Here is a 21,445-nt window from a genome sequence, read left to right as displayed (position 1 = left end):
TACCAGTCCCCACTCACCTACGAAACCAGCACCGCCGCTACCCTCCCGTCAGCGGCGTAATCCACCACCGTGTCCACGAACCGGGGGTAAGGCCCTGGATCGTGATCGAACTCATCGTTCGGCCAGAAGATGAGGTCAGCAGCGCGAGGATGCGGCACAGCGGCCCGGAACTCGGCAACGAGGCGATCGGCTTCCTCCTCGCCAGCGTAGTCGCCTGTCATGATCCGGCCCACGATGCGGATGAGTTCAGCACGCTGGCTTGGCGAAGCGCTCATGAGTCGTCTCCGATTTCGATGGGCTGGCCGATCATGCCAGGCGGCCCACTGATTTGCCGCAGAGAGTGAAATTCGTGCCGATGAGCGGACCTCATCTCCGGACCGTGTACGTTCCTCTTCGTGCCGAACGGTCACGTAGTAACGGTTGCCACTGACGCCGGAATGCTCGCGCTGTGGCGGGGATCCGCCTTCGCCGACATCGGCGGGTACGACGCTTGGGAGGAGCGTGTCAACGAACGGCTCTCCGAGGCAATCCAGTCGGGTGAGCTGATCCCGATCGGTATCCAAGGGGACGGAGCGTTCGGCGTGCGCGTTGCGGTAGCCCCGGACGCCGCGACGGAGCGCGAGGTCCGGTACACAGTTGTGACCAGCGAGCCTTACCTTCTCGTGGCTGATGGCGGACCCATCTTCCTGAGCGGAATCGAGGCCGTCGGCGATGCGCAGTCCAGCCCTGTCACACTGCCGCTTGCTCCAGGGCGCTACTCCGTTCGGGCATCCATTGTGGCCTGGGACGAGGAACCTGGCGGGCGTGGCCCTGACGGTCTGCCGGTACCTAACGCGTTGCCGGACTTCCTCGTGGTTGTCGCGCCGAGTGATGGGTCCGAGGCGTTCCGGACGGCTGACATCACCTTCGACCCGCCCGGCTGAGCCGTACGCAAGAACGCACTCTCATGCCGCTGTCCGTGAAGCACGGCTCTGCCGATGACAGAGCGTTGCCGGCGTGCGATGAAGCTGCCCTGTGGCAACCGGTGCAGCCAGCGTCATTCCGCCCAGACGACGCGCTGACTGGGTGTCTTCCCGACCGTGTTCAAGGCGCCTGCACCAGGGTGGGCACCTTCCAGGTTCCGTCGAGTACCTCTGGCCGCGGTCGGTAGAGGCGGACCAGGAAGTTCCAGCCCTCCGGAGTGGGGATTGCGTTGGCCCGCGGGTCGTTGGGGTCGGTGACGAACCGGACCGTGATCGACCCGTCGTCGTTCGGGACTCCAGTGATGTTGTTGACCGTGTAGCGGCCGCTGCCGTTCGGCTCGAAGTAGCCCCGGGCGTTGTAGACCGAGATCGACCAGAAGGCATCGACAGGCACATCCTTGAGGGTCAGTTCGTAGTCGCCCTTGTCGACGCGCGGCTCGACGCCAACATAGGCGGCCTCCCTGGTCGGCAGCCCGCCCCACCCGGCGGCGGCGCCGAGCAGGTGACGGACCGGGTCGACCTCCTCGCGGGTGCCGAACATCCGGTCGAACCCGGTCACGTACTTGGCGAGCTGGAGCAGCCCATCGCGGGTGCCGTCGAAGCTCACCCTGTCGTAGTCGGGGGAGACGAACGGCCGCGCCGCCCCGGCCTCCAGCATGATCTGGTCCTGCAACCGGGAGACCTCGGCGATGTCGCCCTCCTCAGCCGGGTCGACGAGGGTCCGCACACCGACCAGGACGTAGTCGGTGTCGAACTGGTCGACGGTCAACTCGTGCGCACCGGCGTCATGGAAGATCGCGTTGACGTAGTGGTCGTTGTTGACCACCATCGCAGACATGTAGTGCTCACCCGCGTCGGGCAGCGTCACCCCTGCTCCGGCGGAAATGTCGACGACGGCGAAGCTGTAGAGGGTGTCGCGGTTCAACCGGATGACGGTCTGCTCGTCGATGGGTGCGGGCTCCCGGTTGTGCCGGAACGTATTGATCCCCCCGGCGCCGGCCTGGATGCCGGCGAACATCCGGTCCGTCTCGGCGCGTGCGAAGTTGTCAATGCTGACCGTGATCGCCATCCGACCCTCCCTGCTGCGGTGTCCTGCCGGAAGCCTAGGCGGACCTCGGACCCAGATCTACGAGCCCTCGAACCAGGCACCCGCCCGAGTGAGTCGCGACGGCCAGCGGCCTGCCACGCACCTCAGTTCTGGCCACGGCTTGCGAACGTTGGAGCGGCGGCGTTCGCGGAAGTTCCATTCAGCCACGCGGTCATCGGTTTCGAAGCCTCAGGCATAGCCTCGAAGAAGTGACCAAGCCAAATCGCCACTACGGCGTGTTGGTGGGCGGTGCCGGGGGTGTGGAGCACCTGCCGGTGTCCCATTGGCACGTCGGCTCATGCCGCAGCCCGGAACAGGGATCTACGCTGGACGAATGCTCGACCTAGCCAAGCTCGACGTAGACGAGATCGCAACCGCGCTGTCGGACCAGACTGACTACGAACACCGCTGGCTGATTGACCCGAACACAGGCCAGATTGCGTTCTGGACATCTGATGCCGGGATCGATGGGGAGAACCCTGTCGAGCTTGACGAGTTGGATCTGATTTCCATCAATCCGCTCCCTTCCTATGTCTGGTACCAGGACATGGCTGACTTCGCGGAGGGACTCAGCGACGAGCGTGTCGGACGACGGTTGGAGCGGGCAATCCGCGGCAAGGGAGCCTTCCGCCGATTCAAGAACGAGCTGTACGAGGAACACGCCGAGCTGGTGCCGGTCTGGCATGCCTTTCGTGACGTGCGAGCCAAGCGCCGAGCCGTCGAGTGGCTGCTGGACGAAGGGCTTATCGGCGACGACGCAGTCCGCGATTTCGTCACCAACCACCCCGAGCCCGACCTGCCTTAACTCGCCCGCGTACATGACGCAGGGCCAGAGTCGCTGTGCGGGCCGTGGCTGCCGAGCCGCAATCCCTCCTGGAGACGTCCACAACCCGGGTGATCTCGATCCACTGACCGCAGGACCGGACGCCCTGGCGATCGCTCAACCGGTCGTCGAGTTGCGCTCGTTGATGGGCATCGAGACCGCGACCTGACCGACGTCCGGATTTGCCGCACAGTGCGCGGTCGGTCCGCGCTACTGCCGCTCAGGCTAGACAGAGGGTGTGATCCCCCCGGCGGCGTATGACTCAAGACTGTTGGCGAACAGTTCAAGGAACGCCGAGAAGTTCGCTGCCAGCCTCTGGACCTGGCGATCCGTAGTCGGGCAGAGCACTCCAGACTCGATCGCTGCCTCCTCGATCCTGAAGACTGGCGAGTCTTCCTCCACGCCTACGACGTAGAGGGTGCCGCCGCCGTCAGAGCCGATCACCAGGATCTCGACCCGCTGGCCCCCGAGCTCCAGCCAGCGGGGGTACCTGTCGGCATGTTTCGCGGCTACCCACGTTGCCGGTCCGAGAAAGTAGCCGTTCCAAACATCGGGCAGGCTCACCTCCTCGATGACGTTGAAGAACTCCACGATCGATGGCGGAACCTGTGTGCAGGGTCCGAGTTCCTGGCTCAGCTGGGAGCCACCTTGCCCGGTGCCAGTCACGACGACGTTGACGCCAGGCGGGTAGCCGTATCGCTTGTCAAAGCGCTCCAGCAGCTGCTCGCTGGAGCGGCTCACCCGATCGGACCACGCAGCGAGATCAGTCATCGGCCTAGCATGCCCACCTTACGGACGAAACGCACTCATCTGCCGCTGAGCGAGCGCGCCCGGTCGGGCCAAGCAGATGGTGTGGTTGGCCATGAGTGTCACCGATGTCCTGAGACATCACACACCCGGGTCCCCACCAGCAGCGAGTTCCGCAGGTCCGGGAGCACCACCTCGGTCGAGATGAGCCGGGGATCGTCGAAGAAGAAGTCCCGCTTCGGATCGTGCGTCAGGTACGGCGAGTCGGACGGCAGTTGGTTCACCGGCGTGACGTCGTCGTTCACCACTCGCCCGCCTACCCGGATCAGGTCCATCATCTCCGCCGGCTGCAGGCCGCCGTCGGCGAACAGCAGGTCGAAGGGCGCACGGCGCGCCAGTTCCTCGAACGCGTCCCCGTGAACCACCTCGACGCGTGGTTCGTCCGCGAAGACTTGCCGTGCGGCAGCCGCCTTGGTCTCGTCGAGCTCGACCGTCACGAGTCGGCAGTCGGCGGGCATCGCCGCGACCATCCATGCCGTCCCGAAACCGACGCCCGTACCCGCCTCGCCTATCAGACCGCCCCTGCATCCGGCCGCCAGCACCGCGAGGAACTGCCCGACTGCCGGCAAGCAACATGAAGGCCCGCCGCCGGCCCGCGTCAGCGACATCCCGACGGCGACCGCCGCCTCCTGCGCACGCATCACCAGCGCGGGCCACTCCGGCACGCGGCCGTCAGTAAGCCAGTTGGCCAATGGTTCCCCCAAGAGAGGTCGGTCCTCGCGCACCGCGACCGCCTGCGCCCATCGAGCGCACCGTAATACCGAGGCTCAGTCGCGCAGGTACTCCGCGCGCCACCGGAGGACATCGGGGTCGGTGGGGCTGGGAGATTGGATCAGCTGAATCAGGTGGAGGTCGGGGGTGGTGAAGGACTGGACGGTGCTGCGGGTGAGCGGCCAGGGTGGACCCTCGATCGCGTCGTCCGGCTGGTCGTCGGGGCGGGCCGCGGCGATCACCAGCAGGGTGCCGCCCGGGGCGACGAACTGCGTCACCTGCTTGACCGCCTCGGCCTGCAGGGTGATCGGCAGGGCCTGCACGGTGTAGATCTCGACGACGAGGTCGAACGCATGGTGCCAGGCCGCCGGCGGCGCCAGGAGATCGGCGACGCGATAGTGCGTCCTGGAGTCCGGATGATTGCGATGCGCGGCTTGGATCGCGCTCGGCGAGATGTCGAACGCGGTCGTGTCGTACCCACGGTCGGCGATCAGCTCGGCGTCCCAGCCGGTCCCCGCGCCGACGACGAGCGCGGTCTTGTCGGCGCCGTCGGGCTGGGACTCCTCGACCCACTCGCGCAGCAGTTGATGCGCCGTCCCGCGATCCCACGGGACGACCGCGGAGCCGTCGGCGGCCGCGGCATACAGGTGCTCGAACCAGCCCGTCGGGTCGTCGCGATCCAGCGACTCGCGCGCGATCCGCCGTGAGACGACGTCCGGGTCCTCATTCATCGTTGCCCACGCCCTCCCCAGTACCCAGGTGGATGTCCCGCACCGTCTGGACAGTATCGACGTCTGCGGGCTTCTTGTCCTCGCGATACCGCAGCACCCGGGCGAACCGCAGGGCCATCCCGGCCGGATACCGCGGCGAGGTCTGCACCCCGTCGAACGCGATCTCCACGACAACCTCCGGCCGGAGGTAGACGACCCAGTCGTCCTGCCGGACGGCCAGCTCCTGGAACCGCTCGGTCTGCCATCGCAGCAGCTCGTCCGTGAGCCCCTTGAACGTCTTGCCGAGCATCACGAACTCGCCGGTCTCCTCGTCCCGCGCGCCGAGATGCAGGTTCGACAACCAGCCCGTCCGCCGTCCGTGACCCCACTCCGCCGCGAGCACGAGCAGGTCGAGGGTGTGGGTCTGCTTCACCTTGACCCAGCCCGACCCCCGCCGACCCGCCTCGTACGGCGCGGTCAGCGACTTCACCACCACGCCTTCGTGGCCGCGACGCACAGCGTCCGCGAAGAACGCCTGCCCGGCCTCGGCGTCCGCGGTCACCAGCCGGAAAATCCGGCGCTCCTCGGGCACGAGCTTCGCCAGCCACTCCTGCCGCGCCGCCCCGTCGAGCGCGAGCAGGTCCTGCCCGTCCTGATGCAGGATGTCGAAGAAGTACGGCGTCAGCGGCACGGTCTCCGGCCCCGTCGCGGCGCGCGTCGCCGTCCGCGACCCGGTCACCTGGAACGGCTCCGGCCGACCGTCGGCCCGTAACGCGATCAGCTCACCGTCGAGGACGACCTGCTGGGCGTCAAGCGCGAGGACGACGCTGACGACCTCCGGCACCCGGGAGGTGATGTCGTCCAAAGTCCGCGTATAGACGACGACCTGGTCGCCGTTGCGGTGCGCCTGGATCCGGATCCCGTCCAGCTTCCACTCGAGCGCCGCCGGTGTCCCCGTCTTGGCCAGAGCCTCCGCGACGGTCGTCGCGGACTGCGCCAGCATCGGCTGCACGCCGCGCCCGACCTCGAGCCCGAACCGCGCCAGCCCCGCCTCGCCCTCGGTCAGCACGGCGACGGCGACCGGAGCAGCTGCTCCGCGCAACATCGTCGCGGCCCGGATCCCGGCCAGCGGGATGCCGGTCGCGCGGGCGACCGCGTCGGCCATCACGCCGTCGAGTGCGCCCTGCCGCAGCTCGCCGCCGACGAGGAGCCGCAGGAACCGCTGCTCGTCCGCCGTCGCCCGCTCGAACAGCGCGTCGACAGCGTCTCGGCGACGAGCCTGCACGCCGGCGCCCGACATCTCGGCGAGGCCGGCGAAGGCCGCGTCGACCTCCTCGACCGTCAACGACGGCGCGGCGGCCGGCTCCGGAACCTCCATCAGCGTCCGCCAGCCCACCCCGGTCCGCCGTTGCCGCAGCTCGCCGGACAGGTACGTCACCACGATCTCGATCTCGGCCGGCTCCGTGGCCTTGGACAACACGTCAGCGATGAACTCGGCCTTCTTCAGCCGCGACCGGGTCCCGGCCAGCGCGGCCGACGTCCGGACCACCTCGGTGAGCAACATGCTCCCAGTCTGTCGCACCGCGCCGACAATCCCCGGCCACGCAACTTTCACGGAGCGGTGCGCATCGTTGTCTGGGAGAGCGGTTGTCGAAGGGGGAGTCGAGATGCGGCGGACGATTGCAGTGGCGGCGGGCCTGGCCCTGGCCGTTCCGGTCCTGACGAGCATGGCTCCGGCATCAGCGGCGCCAACGGCGAGCACTTGTCAGGTACAGGCCGGTGCGCTGACGGCGGGCGGCGACACCGTGAACCGCTACGTGGTCGCGACGTCGCCGGTCACAGCGAGCCCGGCAACCGTCATGGCCAAGCAGGCATTCGGCGGCCGCAGCATCTCGCTCAGCAGCCAGTGGGTGTGGGACGACGACTTCGGCGACGAGATGTCGCTGAACGGCCATGTCGTGAGCGGCGGCGCGATGTACCAAGCGAACCAGTGGGTCGAGAAGGGGACCGGCGGCAAGGTCCTCAGAAGCAGCATGACCCGGATCGGCGGCGGCTGGGACGTGTTCCGCACGCTGACACAGTCCTGGTCGCTCGACGATCCGAGGTGGCGGGTGTACGCCCTTCGGAACGACGGCACACTCTTCCGCTGGCACGTGAACCCGACGAACGACGGCGTCGAGCACTGGGAGGCCGCCGGTTCTTATCCCGGCTTCTCCGCCGTCAAGGCCGTCACGCTGCTCAGTCGCACATCGACGTACGACACCTTGCTGGCGACGACGCGGGGCGGCGCGCTCTACACGATCCACATCCCGCTGAGCATGCCGATGAAGCCGGTCGTGAAGCCGGTGCGGACCAGCACCTGGCAGGGGTTCGAGACGCTGATGGCCAGCCGCTGCGGTCAATACGGCACGCTGCTGCTCGGCATCGACAAGGACTCCGGCGCCGGATACCTGTACGCCGTTGGGCACGCCAACGGGACCGCGACGGTCATCAACAGCCTCGGCAAGGCGCCGGCGACCTTCGGCGAACCGGTGGACTTCAGCTGGGGCAGTGTCGTGGACGCGCCGCTGTTCGGCGAGTAGCGGTCAGGGCGCGGGCGGCAGGTCGTCGAGGAAGTCCGCCGGTGGTGTGAAGAACAGGCCGCCGGTGACCGCGGTCGAGAAGTCGAGCAGCCGGTCGTGGTTGCCCTCGGGCACTCCGATGAACATCCGCCGCAGCATCAGCTCGGTCACCGCCGGCGTCTTGGCGTACCCGATGAAGTACGTGCCGAACTCCTGCGTGCCGACGGTGCCGAACGGCATGTTGTCGCGCAGGATCTGCAGCTCGTTGCCGTCCTCGTCCTCGATCACGTTCAGCACGATGTGCGCGTTGCCGGGCTTGCGGGCGTCGGCGAGCTCGATGTCGTCGAGCTTGGTCCGCCCGACGGCGAGCTCCTGCTGCTCGACGGTCAGCCCGTTCCAGGCCTTCAGGTCGTGCAGGTACTTCTGCACGATCACGTAGCTGCCGCTGCGGAAGTCCGGGTCCTCGTCGCCGATCAGCACGGCGTCGCGGGCCTCGTCGCCGGCCGGGTTCTCGGTGCCGTCGACGAACCCGAGCAGGTCGCGCATCTCGAAGTACTTGAAGCCGTGCACCTCGTCGACGACCGTCGCGGCGCCGTCCAGGACGGTCATGATCTGGGCGGCGAGCTCGAAGCACTGGTCCTGATGGGCGGCGCGGATGTGGAACAGCAGGTCGCCCGGCGTCGACGGCGCGTGATGGGTGGCGCCCTTGAGCTCGACGAACGGGTGCAGCTCGGCGGGGCGCGGGCCGCTGAACAGCCGGTCCCAGACCTCCGAGCCGATGCTGGTGACGCAAGACAGGTTGCCGGCCGGCACCCGGAACCCGACCGAGCGGACCAGGCCGCTCAATCGCTCCAGCAGGTCGCGGGTGCGCTCCTCGCCGCCCGGCTCGACCTGCACCACCAGGAAGATGGCGGAACCGCTCAACGGCATCAGCACGGACTGCGGCAGCGCGCTCGTCGCCCGGCTCGTGTCCGGCGTCGGTTCAGTAACCACCGTGTTCTCCCTCTGTCCAGTTGGCCCGATCTTCTAGAGTCCAGTCATGGACCCGCAGCAGCCCGGGCCGTCTCCGCAACCGGGCCCATACTCCCAGCCGGGGCAGCCTCCACCGCCGCCGCCCCACCCCGGCCCCTACCCGCCTCCGGGTCCGCACGGCGAACCGGTCCACTATCCGCCGCAGCAGCCGCCCCAAAATCCGGCGCAGTATCCACCGCCGTACCCGCCGCAATACCCGCCGCCGTACCCGCCGCAATACCCGCCGCAATACCCGCCGCCGTACCCCCAGCCGTACGGCGGCTACCCGCCGGCGGCGTACCGCGAGCCGCGCATCGTCCCGGCGCCCGTGGGGACGCCGTTCCACCGCCTCGCCCGGACGCCGAAGCACGCCTGGTGGCGGCCCGTCGTCGGGACGCTGCTGCTCGGCGCGCTCGGCTTCTTCGTGACCTCGCTCGTCGTTGTCGTCTGGGCGATCGCGCACCGGCTGCTGGCCGGTCCGTTCCCGGCGCCCAGCGGCGCCGACATCTTCCCGAGCGACACCGAGAACCTCGCCGTCACGCTGGTGATGCTCGCCGTCCTGACGCCGCTCGTCGGCCTGACCGCGTGGGTGGTGCAGCGCCGGCCGTTCTGGAGCGTCGCCTCGGTGCTGAACCGGATCCGCTGGCGCTGGCTGCTGTGGTGCTGCCTGCTGGCGCTGGGGTACATCGTGCTGTCGCTCGCGATGGGGTTCCTGGTCGACGCGGTGTTCCCGCCCGAGGACGCGATCGGGGCCAGCGGCGGGAACTGGATCGGCTGGAGCGCGTTCGTCGTCCCGGCATTGGTGATCGTGGTGCTGGTGCCGTTCCAGTCGGCGGCGGAGGAGTTCGTGTTCCGCGGCTGGCTGATCCAGGCCGTCGGCGCCTACGGCCCGGACGAGCCAAACGGCCGGGTGCGGTGGCTGCGGACCGTGTTCCGTTCGCCGTGGCCCGGGATCGTGATCGGCGGCGCGGCGTTCGTGTCGGCCCACGGGTACAGCGGGTGGGCGATGGCGGACATCTTCCTGTTCGCGGTGACGGTCGGCTGGCTGACGGTCCGGACCGGGGGACTGGAGGCCGCGATCGCGCTGCACGCACTGAACAACCTGATCGCCTTTCTGTTGCCTGCGGCAACTGGCCGGGGCGACCAGTGGGACGTGCAGGGCGGCGCGCCGTGGACGCTGTTCGTCGCGGACATCCCGTGCCTGGCGTTCTACGCGCTCGCGGTCGCCTGGCTGGCTCGGCGGCAGGAGATCGCCCGGCTGAGCTGAAAAGCAGGAGAGAACTGTCGGCCGGCTCTGGCAGGCTGTGCCGGGTGACGAACGCGAAGATCGAAGCCGTCCTGTTCGACTGGGGCGGCACGCTGGCGACCTGGCACGACATTTCTCTGTACGAGACGTGGCGGGCCGTGACCACTCTGCTCGACGCCGGCAATGCCGATGAGCTGGCAGCCCGGTTGGTGGCGGCCGAGGGCTCGGTCTGGCGGCGCTCCCGCGACGAGCACCGCAGCAGCACACTCGAGGAGGTGTGCGCGCTGGCCGAGGTCGTGATGACCCCGGCGGCCCTCGCGGAGTACGAGCGGCAGTGGGACCCGCACACCGAGCTCGAGCCGGACGCCGTCGACACGCTGCAGGCGCTGCGCAACCGCGGCCTGAAGGTCGGCGTCCTGTCGAACACACTGTGGCCGCGGCGGCGGCATGAGGAGGTGTTCGCACGCGACGGCGTGCTCGACCTGCTCGACGGCGCCGTCTACACCAGCGAGATCGCGCACACCAAGCCGCACCCGGAGGCCTTCCTGGCCGCGATGCGAGCGGTCGGGGTGTCCGAGCCGTCCCGGTGCCTGTTCGTCGGTGACCGGCTCTTCGACGACGTCTGGGGCGCGCAGAACGTCGGCATGCGTGCCGCGCACCTGCCGCACAGCGCGATCCCGCAGGAGCAGATCGGGCACACCGAAGGGACGCCGGACGCGACCGTTCAACGTCTGGCCGAGTTGCCCCCGCTGATCGACTCGTGGAACGAAGCGGCCGCCTGAGCTCACCGTGCGCGACGCGCTACGGCTGGCAACCGTTCACCGGATCTGGTTAACGTCCAACCTCCTTGTCATCCGCCCTTGGAGGTTTTTGACATGTTCACCACGCGCCGTCGGCTCGCCGCGCTCGTCGCGGCCGCCGTTGCCGGCCTGACGCTCACCAGCGGGGTGTCGCAGGCCGCCCCAGCCGCGGGGCAGGCCGCTGCCACGAGCGGCCCGCTGCACGTGATGTCGTACAACCTGCGGTATGCCAGCGACACCCCGCCGAACACCTGGGCGGACAGGCGTCCCGTGATGCGGGAGCAGCTGCGGCAGGCGCGCCCGCAGCTGCTGGGGACCCAGGAGGGGCTGTACTCCCAGCTCCAGGACATCGCCGCGGACCTCGGCCCGTCGTACGGCTCGATCGGCCTGGGCCGGGAGGGCGGCAGCAAGGGGGAGTTCATGATGATCTTCTTCGACCAGCGCCGGCTCCGGCCGGTCGAGTTCGACCACTTCTGGCTGTCGGACACCCCGGACGTGATCGGTTCGAAGACCTGGGGCGGGTGCTGCCCGCGGATGGTCACCTGGGTCCGGTTCGAGGACAAGGCGACGTCGAAGCAGTTCTACGCGGTCAACACGCACCTGGAGGCGTACGACGCGACGGCCCGCTCGAAGTCCGCTGACCTGATCCTGCAGCGGATCGCCGGCTTCGACCCCGCCCTGCCGGTGATCATGACGGCCGACTTCAACGAGGCGGCGAAGCCCGGTCTGACCGTCTACGACAAGCTCGTGACGAGCGGGGCCTTCCAGGACACCTGGCTCACCGCCGAGCGCCGCAGTGCGCTCTACGCCACCTTCCACGGCTACAAGCCGCTGACGCCCGACGGTGACCGGATCGACTGGATCCTCACCACGCCGGGCCTGCGGGTCCCGAAAGCGAGTATCAACACCTTCAGCAAGGACGGCCAGTTCCCGAGCGACCATCTGCCGGTCGAGTCCTGGATCGACCTGGGCCGGTAGCACCGAAGGACCCCCGGGCCAGATCGTGGCTCGGGGGTCCTGAGGGGTTTCGGTCGGTGTGTTACGCGGCGAGCGTCGGGTCGGCCAGCAGGCGCAGGCGGCCCAGCGCCTCACGCTCGATCTGGCGCACCCGCTCCGCCGAGATGCCGTGCACGGCGCCGATGTCGGCCAGCTTGGCCTGGCGGCCGTCGTGCAGGCCGTAACGGCGCCGGATCACGTCCGCGGACCGCGGGTCGAGCTGGTCGACCAGGCTGAACAGTCCCGACCGGTCGGACGCGTCGGCGACCAGCTGGTCCGGACCCGGCGCGGTCTCGGCCGCGATCAGGTCGCCCAGCGAGGTCTCACCCTCGTCGTCGACCGGGCTGTTCAGGCTGATGTGGTCCCGGCCGATGCGGATCAGTTCGGTGACCCGCTCCTCGTCCAGGTTCAGCTCCGCCGCGATCTCGTCGATCTCCGGCTCCCGCCCGAGCTTGCGCTCCAGCGTGCGCCGTGCGGACCCGATCTGGTTCAGCTGCTCCACCACGTGCACCGGCAGCCGGACCACGCGGGCCTGCTGCGCGATACCGCGGGTGATGGCCTGCCGCACCCACCAGGTCGCGTACGTCGAGAACTTGAAACCCTTCCGGTAGTCGAACTTCTCCACCGCTCGGATGAGTCCCGTGTTGCCCTCCTGGACCAGGTCCAGCAGCGGCATCTGGGAACGTCCGTACCGGCGGGCGATCGACACCACGAGCCGGAGGTTCGCGGTCACGAACCGCTGCTGAGCGCGCCGGCCCTCTTCGGCCAGCCACTCCAGCTCCTCTTCCGTGGCATATTTGGGCGCTCCGCCCTTCTTGCGTCCAACCCGCCCCTCGGCCAGCAGTTGCTCCGCGAGGAGTCCTGCCTCGACCGTCTCAGCGAGCTCGACCTCTTCCTCAGCCGTCAGCAGGGGTGTGCGCGCGATCTCTTCGAGATAGAGACCGACACTGTCCTTGCCGTCGATACCGTCGTCCGTGCTCCGGACACGAGTCGTGCGAGCCACCGAAACTCCCTTCGTCGTTACATGGAGAGCAACGCTCGAGTAGGGTTCAAGATTCCGGTACCAGTGTGTAAACACCCTGAAGGTTCCCTGAGAGTTCCCGGCAGCGAATCCGCCGTGGAAACCGGTGTCCCGGGGCGCTGACGGCCTATTCGGCGTAACACTCCGGGACACAACCTGAGAATCCGTACAGAAATCCGTCGTTCCGGTGCCCCGGATGTGTTGCACAACACACGTCCGGGGGCGGAAATTCCGCTTTTCAGCTCAGCCCGAGGGTGTCCAGCTCCCAGGCGAGCGAGAACGCGACCTCGCGCCAGGCGTCGTACCGCCCGCTGCGGCCGCCGTGGCCCGCCTCCATCTCGGTCTTGAGCAGCACGTCGGGATCGCCGGCCGCGGTCGCCCGGAGTTTCGCCACCCACTTCGCCGGCTCGACGAAGAACACCCGGGTGTCGTTCAGGCTGGTGATCGCGAGGATCCGCGGATAGTGCTGCGCGGTGACGTTCTCGTACGGCGAGTAGGACTTCATGTACGCGTAGACGTCGGCGTTCTCGAGCGGATTGCCCCATTCCTCCCACTCGATCACGGTGAGCGGCAGGGACGGGTCCAGAATCGTGGTCAGCGCGTCCACGAACGGGACCTCGGCGACGATTCCGCCGAAGGCCCGCGGGGCCAGGTTCGCGACCGCGCCCATCAGCAGGCCGCCGGCGCTGCCGCCCTGCGCGACGATCCGTTCCGGCCGGGTCCAGCCGGCCTCGACCAGGTGCTCGGCGGCCGCGACGAAGTCGGTGAAGGTGTTCCGCTTGGTCAGCATCTTGCCGTCGTCGTACCAGTGCCGCCCGAGCTCGCCGCCGCCGCGGATGTGCGCGATCGCGAACACCACGCCGCGGTCGAGCAGCGACAGCCGCGGGATCGAGAACCACGGGTCCATCGAGCTCTCGTACGAGCCGTACCCGTAGAGCACGACCGGCGCGTTCCCGTCCTTGGCGACGTCCTTGCGCGCGACCAGCGAGAGCGGAACCTTGGTCCCGTCCGGCGCGGTCGCCCACTCGCGGTACTGCGTGTAGTCGCCGAGGTCGACCCCGCCGAGCACCGGCTGCTGCTTCAGCAGTCGCCGCTCACCGGTCGCGACGTCCACGTCGTACGTCGAACCCGGCGTGACGAGCGACGTGTAGCCGAAGCGGTAGCGGGTCTCGTGCCACTCGTCGTTGCGGCCGGGGGAGACGGTGTGGATCGGCTCGTCGAACTCCAGCACCTCGGGGTCGCCGAAGCCGTCAGCGGTGCGCCGCATGATCGCGAGCTCGGTGAGGGCGTCGCGGCGCCGGTACAGCACGACGTGCTCGGCGAACGCGTCGGTGCCGAGCAGGCGGCTGCTCTTGTCGCCCTCGATCAGCGGCGTCCAGTCGCCCGGCGCGTCCAGCGGCGCGGAGGCCAGCGAGAAGTTCGCGGCGTCGGCGTTGTGCGTGATCAGCAGCCGGTCGCCGGCGTGCTCCACGTCGTACTCGACGCCTTCGCGGCGGGCCGCGACGACGACGGGCTCGCCGGCCGGGTTGTGCGCGTCGAGCAGCCAGGCCTCGCTGGTGAGCTTGCTGCCGAGCGCGATGATGATCGCCTGCTCGTTGCGGGTCAGGTCAACGCCGACCCAGAACCGCTCGTCGGGCTCTTCCATGACCAGCACGTCGTCGGTCGCGCCCAGGGTGTGCCGCCAGACCTGGTACGGCCGCCAGGCGTCGTCGACCTTGGTGTAGAAGATCGTCGAGCCGTCCGCGGACCAGGCCGAGCCGTAGTGCACCTCGGGCAGTTCGTCCGGCAGCAGCTCGCCGGTGTCCAGGTTCTTGATCCGCAGGGTGAACCGCTCGTCGCCCTTGAGGTCGACGGAGTACGCCAGCAGCCGACCGTCGGGGGAGACGTCGACAGTGCCGAGCGAGAAGAACTCCGAGTCGCCGGCCACCTCGTTGCCGTTGAGCATGATCTCTTCGCCGGCGATCTCGCCGTCGGTCGCGGGCGGCTCGTCGCCGTCCACCTTGACCCGGCAGTGCAGCGAGTACTGCTGTCCCTCGATGGTGCGGGAGTAGTACCAGTACCCCCCACGCCGCGCGGGCACGCTCAGGTCGGTCTGCAGCGTGCGGTCCGAGATCTCCTTGAAGATTGCCTCGCGCAACGATTCGAGGTGGGCCGTGCGGGCCTCGGTGTAGGCGTTCTCGGCCCGCAGGTACGCCAGCACCTCGTCGTCGGTCTTGTCCCGCAACCACTCGTAGTCGTCGACGAAGGTATCGCCGTGATGTACCCGCTCGACCGGTTTCCGGGCAGCAACCGGCGGCGTGACGGAAGAAGTCTCAGCCATGCGGCGAGACTACCCGCGCCGTCGGACAAGAACTATTCAGATGTCGTACGTCGCGACGACCGGGGCGTGGTCGCTCCAGCGTTCGGCGTACGTCGGGGCGCGGTGGACGACGCAGCCGGTCGCGGCGGCGGCGAGTTCGGGGGACGCGATCTGGTAGTCGATGCGCCAGCCGGCGTCGTTGTCGAAGGCCTTGCCGCGCCACGACCACCAGGAGTACGGGCCGGGGCCTTCGCCGCCGAAGTGGCGGCCGAGGTCGACCCAGCCGGTCTCGAACAGGCGGTCCAGCCAGGCGCGTTCCTCGGGCAGGAAGCCGCTCTTCTTGCGGTTCGCCTTCCACGCCTTCAGGTCGACCTCGCGGTGCGCGATGTTCAGGTCGCCGCACATCAGCACATGTCGGCCGTCGGCGCGCAGTTCGGCCAGCCGGGCCGTGATCGCGTCCAGGAACGCGTACTTCTCCGCCTGCCGCGGCGGCGTCTCGAACTCGCCGGTGAACACGTACGTGCTGACCGCCGTCAACGTCGACCCGTCATCCAGGACGATGTCGGCCTCGACCCAGCGCCCGGTCCCGGCGAAGCGCTCCGGCCCGATCTCGCCGCGCTCGTCCTTGATCGGCCGCCGGCTCGCGACCGCGACACCGGCGCGGCCTTTGTGCCCGTCGATGGCGGGCTCGGCGTGCGCGATGTTCCACTCGCCGCCTAGCAGTTCCCGCAGCACGTCGTCGGAGGCGCGGACCTCCTGCATCAGCAACAGGTCCGGATCCGTGCTCTCCAGCCACGGCGTCATCCCGCGCCGGAAGGCGGCCCTGATCCCGTTCACATTCACCGTGGCAACCGTCAGCACGGCCGAAACCCTACCCTCTGGTGTGCCCGGGCTTGACGACCATCAGCACCAGGACGACCAGCCACAGCAGCCCGAAGATGCCGCTCGTCATCGACAACAGCTTGGCCTTCGACAGCACACCGCTGCGCACCTCGGCCGACTGACCGGCGGCCGCCAGTACGGCGGACTGCGCGGGCACGACCAGGAACGCGAGCACCAGGGCCGCGGCCAGCGTCAGCACGATCGAGACGATCAGCCACGCCTCGTCCATCACGTGCATGCCGCCGGCGACCGCGAACCCGAACACGGGGACGGCGAGACTCGCCCACGCGTACACCCGGGTGATCCGGTGCAGGACGTCCAGCCCGCCCGCGTCCGGCGCGTCGGACTGCAGCATCCGGCGGGCGATCGGCGGGAACATGCTGGCCGCCACGGTGACCGGACCGACGCAGAGGATGGCGGCGAGGATGTGGACCGTCAGGAAGAACTTGTTCATCACGCTCACTCGGGGGTCGTCGAGAGGATCGCGTCCAGCGACTCCTCGCAGAGGCGTTCGAGGGCCTCCGGCGAGACGTCGGGGTTGTCGATCCACACCAGCAGGGTCTGTTCGACGTAACCCTGCCAGCCGTGGCACGCGAGCTCGACGACGGGGGTGATCTCGATGCCACGCTCAGCGACCGCGCCGATCACCCACTGGCTGAAGACGCGGCGCAGCTCGGAGTGCAGCGCGCGGATCTCCGGGTCGCCGGCCGCGGACATCAGCAGCGTGGCCCGGTAGAGCTGGGGCGCTTCGAGGACGGCGCGGACGAAGGCGCGGATCCCGGACCGGAGCTGCTCGTCCGGCGGCAGCGACGGGTCCGGTGCGGTGCGCAGCATGACCTCGGCGGCCGCTTCCTCGATGACGGCGTACTGGAACTTCTTCTTCGAGCCGAAGTAGTGGAACAGCAGCGCGGGGGAGACGCCGGCCTCGGCCGCGACGAGCTCGACGGTGAGCTCGCGGTGCGGGTCCGCGAGCAGCACCCGGCGCGCGGCCTCGAGGATCTGGGTACGCCGCTGCTCGGGCCGCAGGCGGGCCCCGGACGAAGAGGTCTGGCTCACCCGGCCAGTCTATTGAGTAATCGGTCAACAAGCACTTACTGTTGAGTATCCACTCAACAAGCTGGAGGTCCCAGATGCGTCCGTTGGCCGGTCAAGTCGTGCTCATCACCGGCGCCTCCCGGGGGATCGGCGCCGCGGTCGCCCGGAAACTGGCCGAGAACGGGGCGAAACTCGCGCTGGTCGGCCTCGAGCCGGACGAGCTGAAGAAGGTCGCCGAGGACTGCGGCCCGGACGCCGGCTGGTGGGAGGCCGACGTCACCGACACCGATTCGCTGCGGACGGCGGTCGAGGGGATCGCCGAGCGGTACGGGCGGATCGACGTGGTGATGGCCAATGCCGGGATCGCCGCGCCCGGCTTCACCCGGAGCATGGACCCGCAGGTGTGGGAGCGCGTCCTCGACGTCGACCTGCTCGGCGTCTGGCGGACCGTCCACCTGACGTTGCCGTATCTGCTGGAGAGCAAGGGCTACCTGCTGCTCGTCTCGTCCCTGGCCGCGATCGTGCACATCCCGGGCCTCGCGTCGTACAACGTGTCGAAGGCCGGCGTGGAGGCGATGGGGGACACGCTGCGGCCGGAGCTGAAGCACCTCGGTGTCCGGGTCGGCGTCGCGCACATGACCTTCGTCGACACCGACATGGTCCGCGGGGTCGACACGCACCCGGTGTTCGGGAAGGTCCGGACCGGGATCCCGATGGTGAGCAAGACCTATCCGCTGGACTTCGCGGTCGGGAAGTTCGTCGACGGTATCAAGAAGCGCTCGCGGACCGTGCACGTGCCGGGCTGGATCGGCGCGCTGAAGGTGTTCCGCTGGGTGATCCCGCACGTCATCGAGGCCGGCTCGCGGTTCAGCGTGCCGAAGGCCGACGCGGCCGCGCTCGCCGACGTCCAGGCCCGCGGCGCCGCCGAGTCCTCCCGGCCGACGGGCGCCGGCGGGCTCGCCGACGCCGAGAAGGCTGCGCGCCGGTGAGCCGCGAGTACGACGTCGTCCTGCTCGGCGCGAGCGGGTTCACCGGAGCGCTCACCGCGGAGTACCTGCGGAAGAACGCGCCCGACGGCCTGCGCTGGGCGGTTGCCGGACGCAACAAGTCCAAGCTGGAGCAGTTCGGCCAGGACATCCTGTCCGCCGATGTGACCGACCCGAAGTCGTTGCGCGAACTGGCAGCGTCGACGAAGGTCGTCGCCACCACGGTCGGGCCGTACGTCCGGTACGGCGAACCGCTCGTCGCGGCCTGCGCCGAAGAGGGGACCGGCTACCTCGACCTCACCGGTGAGCCGGAGTTCCTCGACCGGATGTACGTGCGCCATCACGAGCGCGCGACGCAGACCGGCGCCCGGATCATCCACGCGTGCGGCTTCGACTCGATCCCGTACGACCTCGGCGTGCAGTACACCGTCGAACGACTGCCGCTGAACGTGCCGATCAAGGTCGACGGCCTGCTGCGCGCCGGCGGCCGTCCTTCCGGCGGCACGTTCCACACCGCGATCACCGCGTTCTCCCGGCCGAAACAGAACCTGGACGCGCATCGCGCCCGACGGTCGGCCGAGCCGCGTCCGACAGGCCGCACGGCGCGCGCCGTCGCCGGAACGATCCACCGGCAGCAGGGGTTCTGGGCGGTTCCGCTGCCGACGATCGACCCGCAGATCGTCGGGTACTCGGCCCGGCTGCTCGACCGCTACGGACCGGACTTCCGGTACTCGCACTACGCGGCGGTCAAGCACCTCCCGACGGTTGCCGCCGGCATCGGCGGTGTCGGTCTGCTGATCGCAGGCGCGCAGATCCCGCCGGTCCGTAACGCGTTGCTGGGCCGGCTGCAGCCAGGTGACGGTCCGAGCGCTGAGCAGCGAGCGCGGTCCTGGTTCAACGTCCGGTTCGTCGGGCGTGGCGGTGGCAAGCAGGTGATCACCGAGGTGGCCGGCCGCGATCCCGGGTACGACGAGACCGCGAAGATGCTCGGCGAGAGCGCCCTGTGCCTGGCGCTCGACGACCTGCCGGACACGGCCGGCCAGACGACGACGGCCGCGGCCATGGGACCCGCTCTGCGTGAGCGGCTGGTGAGAGCGGGGATGACCTTTGCCACCCTCGAAGTCGACAGCTACTAGCTCCGACGGGACGCGCCTCGCGGTCTACACGTACGGCGACAGCGGCGCCCCGGTGCTGGTCTGCGTCCACGGCTACCCGGACAACGCCACGCTGTGGGAGCCCGTTGCCGAGCTGCTCGCCGACGACTTCCAGGTGATCACGTACGACGTGCGTGGCGCAGGCGAATCCGACCAGCCGAGCCGCACGTCCGCGTACGCCCTGGACCGGCTGCAGGAGGACTTCCAGGCAGTCGTCGACCAGGTGTCGCCCGACCGCGCGGTGCACGTCCTGGCCCACGACTGGGGCTCGATCCAGTGCTGGCACTTCGTCACAGCCCCGGACCTGCAGGACCGCATCGCGTCCTTCACCTCGATCTCAGGGCCATCACTCGACCACGCCGGGTACTTCATGCGCCGGCGAAACCGCGCCGCACTCAAACAGCTGATCCACTCCTGGTACATCTTCTACTTCCACCTCCCGTGGCTCTCGGAGCTCGGCTGGCGCAGAGGCTGGGCGCACCGCGCGTTCAACCGCCTGGAGAAACAGCACCCCGACGACAACCGCTCCATCGGTGACTACGTGAACGGCATGAAGCTGTACCGCGCGAACGTCCTCCCGCGGCTGCTCCGCCCTGCGCGGCGGCATACCGACGTACCGGTGCTGGCCGTGTCACCGGACGCAGACCCGTTCGTCACCGCCCCGCTGCAGACCGAGGTGGCACGCTGGGCCCCGAACCTCACCGTCAAGGTGATCAGGGGCGGCCACTGGATACCCCGGAACGATCCCGGACTTGTCGCCGGCCTCGTACGGGATCACACCCGCAAGGTGGCACGCTGGGAGACATGAAGACGCTCCTCAACCTGATCTGGCTGGTGCTGGCCGGATTCTGGCTGGCGCTCGGGTATGCGGTCGCCGGGATCATCTGTTGCGTGCTGATCATCACGATCCCGTTCGGTATCGCGTCGTTCCGGATCGCGGCGTACACGCTGTGGCCGTTCGGTCGGACGATCGTCGACAAGCGCAGCGCCGGCGCGGGCGCGCTGATCGGCAACCTGATCTGGATTCTGGTCGCCGGCTGGTGGCTGGCGCTCGGTCATCTGACCACCGGGATCGCACTGTGCCTGACCGTCGTCGGCATCCCGCTCGGCGTCGCGAACTTCAAGCTGATCCCGGTGTCGCTGGTCCCGCTCGGCAAGACGATCGTGCCGACCGACCGGCCGTTCGCGTGAGGGCGCTGACGGTCCTCGGCTCCTGCGGCGCCTGGCCGGAAGCTGGTCGGGCGTGCGCGGGTTTCCTGCTCGAGTACGACGGCTTCCGCGTCGTCCTCGATCTCGGGTACGCCGCATTGCCGCGACTGCTCGAGCACTGCCCGAAGGGCGCAGTCGATGCGGTTGTGGTCACGCACCAGCACCCTGACCACTGCGTCGACGTGAGCGGTCTGGCCAGGGTCCGGTACTACGAGGCGCCCGGCGAACCGCCTGTCGCGCTGTATTGCGCTCGGGGCGTCCTCGACGTACTGCGGGCCATCGAGCCGCACCCGGATCCGGCCGACGTGTTCGCCGTCCACGAGCTGGCGTCGACGACGCGGATCGGCCCGTTCGACGTCCAGACGGTGGAGCTGCCGCACTACAAGACGAACCTCGGCGTGCGGCTGAGCGCGCCCGGTGTGTCGGTTGCCTATACAGGTGACAGCGGCCCGTCGCCGGACCTGGCGCGCTTGGCCGACGGGACTGACCTGTTCATTGCGGACGCGACGCTTCAAGGCGAGTCGCCGCAGAATCAGCCCCGCTACGTCATGACGGCGACCGAGGCAGCCCAAGGCGCCAAAGGGGCGCAGCGGTTGCTGCTGACGCATTTCTGGCCCGGGTCCGACCGGTCGGTGTCCGTGGCGGAGGCGCGGCGCGTGTTCGACGGCGAAGTGATCGCTGCCGAGGAAGGTCTCACGCTGACGTTCTGAGCCCTACGTACTCGGCGAACCGGCCGAGCACGTAGGGCCAGACTTCCTCGAAGCTCGTCCGGTACTCCTCGCCGGCGTCGCCGTGCCGCTCCCAGCCGCGATGCACGACGTGAACGGCCGACCCGTCGAAGGTGACCTCCACCTCGGTCGCGTCCTCGGCACGGGGGACCGGTACCCGGTCGGGGCCGATCTGCCAGCTGAACACGAACCGCCGGCCGCGCTCCCAGGCGAGGACGCGGCCCCAGTCCCATTGCAGGTTGTGCGGACCCAGCTCGTACAGCACGCCGTCCAGGATGCCCATGTCGGTCACCTGCCCGGCGCCCGACCAGGAGAACTCCGGCGGCCACCACCGCCCGAACTCGTCGGTGAAGATCGCGAAGGCGACGTCGGACGGCACCGTCAGCTCAACCCGGGCAGTGAGTTCGCGCACGGCGA

General features: G+C 69.0%; 24 protein-coding genes. 11 read left to right on the top strand and 13 right to left on the bottom strand.

The features are described from left to right. Positions 1-17: 17 nt before the first annotated feature. Positions 18-275 (bottom strand): bacteriocin immunity protein, encoded by a 258-nt coding sequence (locus ABZX12_RS39875; RefSeq protein ID WP_355700671.1) that lies wholly within the window; start codon positions 273-275, stop codon positions 18-20. Positions 276-395: 120 nt separating this feature from the next. Here ABZX12_RS39875 and ABZX12_RS39870 point away from each other — a divergent pair, with 120 nt between their 5' ends. Then, on the top strand, positions 396-923 hold the full coding sequence (locus ABZX12_RS39870; protein ID WP_355700670.1) for a hypothetical protein: 528 nt from the start codon (positions 396-398) through the stop codon (positions 921-923). Positions 924-1,083: 160 nt separating this feature from the next. Here ABZX12_RS39870 and ABZX12_RS39865 read toward each other — a convergent pair whose 3' ends face one another. Beyond that, complete coding sequence (locus tag ABZX12_RS39865; RefSeq protein ID WP_355700669.1) at positions 1,084-2,031, bottom strand: DUF1214 domain-containing protein; 948 nt, start codon at positions 2,029-2,031, stop codon at positions 1,084-1,086. A gap of 352 nt (positions 2,032-2,383) precedes the next feature. Between ABZX12_RS39865 and ABZX12_RS39860 the strand changes: the two genes are divergently transcribed. Then, positions 2,384-2,854, top strand: a complete 471-nt coding sequence (locus ABZX12_RS39860; RefSeq protein ID WP_355700668.1) for a UPF0158 family protein — start codon at positions 2,384-2,386, stop codon at positions 2,852-2,854. Positions 2,855-3,097: 243 nt separating this feature from the next. On the opposite strand, the gene ABZX12_RS39855 is transcribed toward ABZX12_RS39860, so the two are convergent. The 4 genes from ABZX12_RS39855 to ABZX12_RS39840 form a co-directional block, all read right to left on the bottom strand. Continuing rightward, the gene (locus tag ABZX12_RS39855; RefSeq protein ID WP_355700667.1) at positions 3,098-3,643 is read right to left on the bottom strand and encodes a hypothetical protein; all 546 of its coding nucleotides are present in this window, start codon (positions 3,641-3,643) and stop codon (positions 3,098-3,100) included. A 98-nt stretch (positions 3,644-3,741) separates the two neighbouring features. Further along, complete coding sequence (locus tag ABZX12_RS39850) at positions 3,742-4,344, bottom strand: class I SAM-dependent methyltransferase (protein WP_355700666.1); 603 nt, start codon at positions 4,342-4,344, stop codon at positions 3,742-3,744. A 102-nt stretch (positions 4,345-4,446) separates the two neighbouring features. Continuing rightward, positions 4,447-5,121: a class I SAM-dependent methyltransferase gene (locus ABZX12_RS39845; RefSeq protein ID WP_355700665.1), complete on the bottom strand. Its 675-nt coding sequence runs from the start codon at positions 5,119-5,121 to the stop codon at positions 4,447-4,449. After that, complete coding sequence (locus tag ABZX12_RS39840) at positions 5,114-6,664, bottom strand: ATP-dependent DNA ligase (RefSeq protein ID WP_355700664.1); 1,551 nt, start codon at positions 6,662-6,664, stop codon at positions 5,114-5,116. The genes ABZX12_RS39845 and ABZX12_RS39840 overlap by 8 nt, the downstream gene beginning before the upstream one ends. A 103-nt stretch (positions 6,665-6,767) precedes the next feature. On the opposite strand from ABZX12_RS39840, the gene ABZX12_RS39835 reads away from it, so the two are divergent. Continuing rightward, on the top strand, positions 6,768-7,682 hold the full coding sequence (locus tag ABZX12_RS39835) for a hypothetical protein (protein ID WP_355700663.1): 915 nt from the start codon (positions 6,768-6,770) through the stop codon (positions 7,680-7,682). A gap of 3 nt (positions 7,683-7,685) precedes the next feature. On the opposite strand, the gene ABZX12_RS39830 is transcribed toward ABZX12_RS39835, so the two are convergent. Beyond that, on the bottom strand, positions 7,686-8,654 hold the full coding sequence (locus tag ABZX12_RS39830; RefSeq protein ID WP_355700662.1) for a Dyp-type peroxidase: 969 nt from the start codon (positions 8,652-8,654) through the stop codon (positions 7,686-7,688). Positions 8,655-8,700: 46 nt separating this feature from the next. On the opposite strand from ABZX12_RS39830, the gene ABZX12_RS39825 reads away from it, so the two are divergent. From ABZX12_RS39825 to ABZX12_RS39815, 3 genes are all read left to right on the top strand, one after another. Further along, entirely contained in the window at positions 8,701-9,939 is a 1,239-nt protein-coding gene (locus ABZX12_RS39825; protein WP_355700661.1) for a CPBP family intramembrane glutamic endopeptidase, read from the top strand. A 44-nt stretch (positions 9,940-9,983) separates the two neighbouring features. Further along, positions 9,984-10,700, top strand: coding sequence for an HAD family hydrolase (locus ABZX12_RS39820; RefSeq protein ID WP_355700660.1), 717 nt, complete (start codon positions 9,984-9,986; stop codon positions 10,698-10,700). A gap of 93 nt (positions 10,701-10,793) precedes the next feature. Further along, positions 10,794-11,696 carry an endonuclease/exonuclease/phosphatase family protein gene (locus ABZX12_RS39815; protein WP_355700659.1) on the top strand — a complete coding sequence of 301 codons (903 nt, stop codon included), beginning with the start codon at positions 10,794-10,796 and terminating at the stop codon, positions 11,694-11,696. A 61-nt stretch (positions 11,697-11,757) separates the two neighbouring features. Here ABZX12_RS39815 and ABZX12_RS39810 read toward each other — a convergent pair whose 3' ends face one another. The 5 genes from ABZX12_RS39810 to ABZX12_RS39790 form a co-directional block, all read right to left on the bottom strand. After that, complete coding sequence (locus tag ABZX12_RS39810) at positions 11,758-12,717, bottom strand: sigma-70 family RNA polymerase sigma factor (RefSeq protein WP_355700658.1); 960 nt, start codon at positions 12,715-12,717, stop codon at positions 11,758-11,760. A gap of 256 nt (positions 12,718-12,973) precedes the next feature. Beyond that, complete coding sequence (locus ABZX12_RS39805) at positions 12,974-15,055, bottom strand: S9 family peptidase (protein ID WP_355700657.1); 2,082 nt, start codon at positions 15,053-15,055, stop codon at positions 12,974-12,976. Positions 15,056-15,091: 36 nt separating this feature from the next. Continuing rightward, positions 15,092-15,895, bottom strand: coding sequence for an exodeoxyribonuclease III (locus tag ABZX12_RS39800; protein WP_355700656.1), 804 nt, complete (start codon positions 15,893-15,895; stop codon positions 15,092-15,094). Positions 15,896-15,905: 10 nt separating this feature from the next. Beyond that, positions 15,906-16,370, bottom strand: coding sequence for a hypothetical protein (locus ABZX12_RS39795; protein WP_355700655.1), 465 nt, complete (start codon positions 16,368-16,370; stop codon positions 15,906-15,908). 5 nt (positions 16,371-16,375) lie between these two features. Then, positions 16,376-16,972, bottom strand: coding sequence for a TetR/AcrR family transcriptional regulator (locus ABZX12_RS39790; protein ID WP_355700654.1), 597 nt, complete (start codon positions 16,970-16,972; stop codon positions 16,376-16,378). 74 nt (positions 16,973-17,046) lie between these two features. On the opposite strand from ABZX12_RS39790, the gene ABZX12_RS39785 reads away from it, so the two are divergent. The 5 genes from ABZX12_RS39785 to ABZX12_RS39765 are packed head-to-tail and all read left to right on the top strand — an operon-like array spanning position 17,047 to position 21,010. Continuing rightward, the gene (locus ABZX12_RS39785; protein WP_355700653.1) at positions 17,047-17,940 is read left to right on the top strand and encodes an SDR family oxidoreductase; all 894 of its coding nucleotides are present in this window, start codon (positions 17,047-17,049) and stop codon (positions 17,938-17,940) included. Then, on the top strand, positions 17,937-19,073 hold the full coding sequence (locus ABZX12_RS39780) for a saccharopine dehydrogenase NADP-binding domain-containing protein (protein WP_355700652.1): 1,137 nt from the start codon (positions 17,937-17,939) through the stop codon (positions 19,071-19,073). Before ABZX12_RS39785 ends, ABZX12_RS39780 begins: the two co-directional genes overlap by 4 nt. Before the next feature lie 52 nt (positions 19,074-19,125). Then, positions 19,126-19,899 (top strand): alpha/beta fold hydrolase, encoded by a 774-nt coding sequence (locus ABZX12_RS39775; protein WP_355700651.1) that lies wholly within the window; start codon positions 19,126-19,128, stop codon positions 19,897-19,899. Further along, on the top strand, positions 19,896-20,282 hold the full coding sequence (locus ABZX12_RS39770; protein ID WP_355700650.1) for a YccF domain-containing protein: 387 nt from the start codon (positions 19,896-19,898) through the stop codon (positions 20,280-20,282). Before ABZX12_RS39775 ends, ABZX12_RS39770 begins: the two co-directional genes overlap by 4 nt. Beyond that, positions 20,279-21,010 carry an MBL fold metallo-hydrolase gene (locus ABZX12_RS39765; RefSeq protein WP_355700649.1) on the top strand — a complete coding sequence of 244 codons (732 nt, stop codon included), beginning with the start codon at positions 20,279-20,281 and terminating at the stop codon, positions 21,008-21,010. The genes ABZX12_RS39770 and ABZX12_RS39765 overlap by 4 nt, the downstream gene beginning before the upstream one ends. Here the strand turns inward: ABZX12_RS39765 and ABZX12_RS39760 are convergent. Further along, a complete protein-coding gene (locus ABZX12_RS39760) occupies positions 20,994-21,440 on the bottom strand; it encodes an SRPBCC domain-containing protein (RefSeq protein WP_355700648.1) in 447 nt (148 codons plus the stop codon). The genes ABZX12_RS39765 and ABZX12_RS39760 overlap by 17 nt on opposite strands. Between the last annotated feature and the right edge of the window lie 5 nt (positions 21,441-21,445).

The organism is Kribbella sp. NPDC003505 (assembly GCF_040610875.1).
Classification (GTDB): Bacteria; Actinomycetota; Actinomycetes; order Propionibacteriales; family Kribbellaceae; genus Kribbella.
Note: the sequence above shows the minus strand (reverse complement) of the source record. Positions and strands in the feature narration are given on the sequence as shown.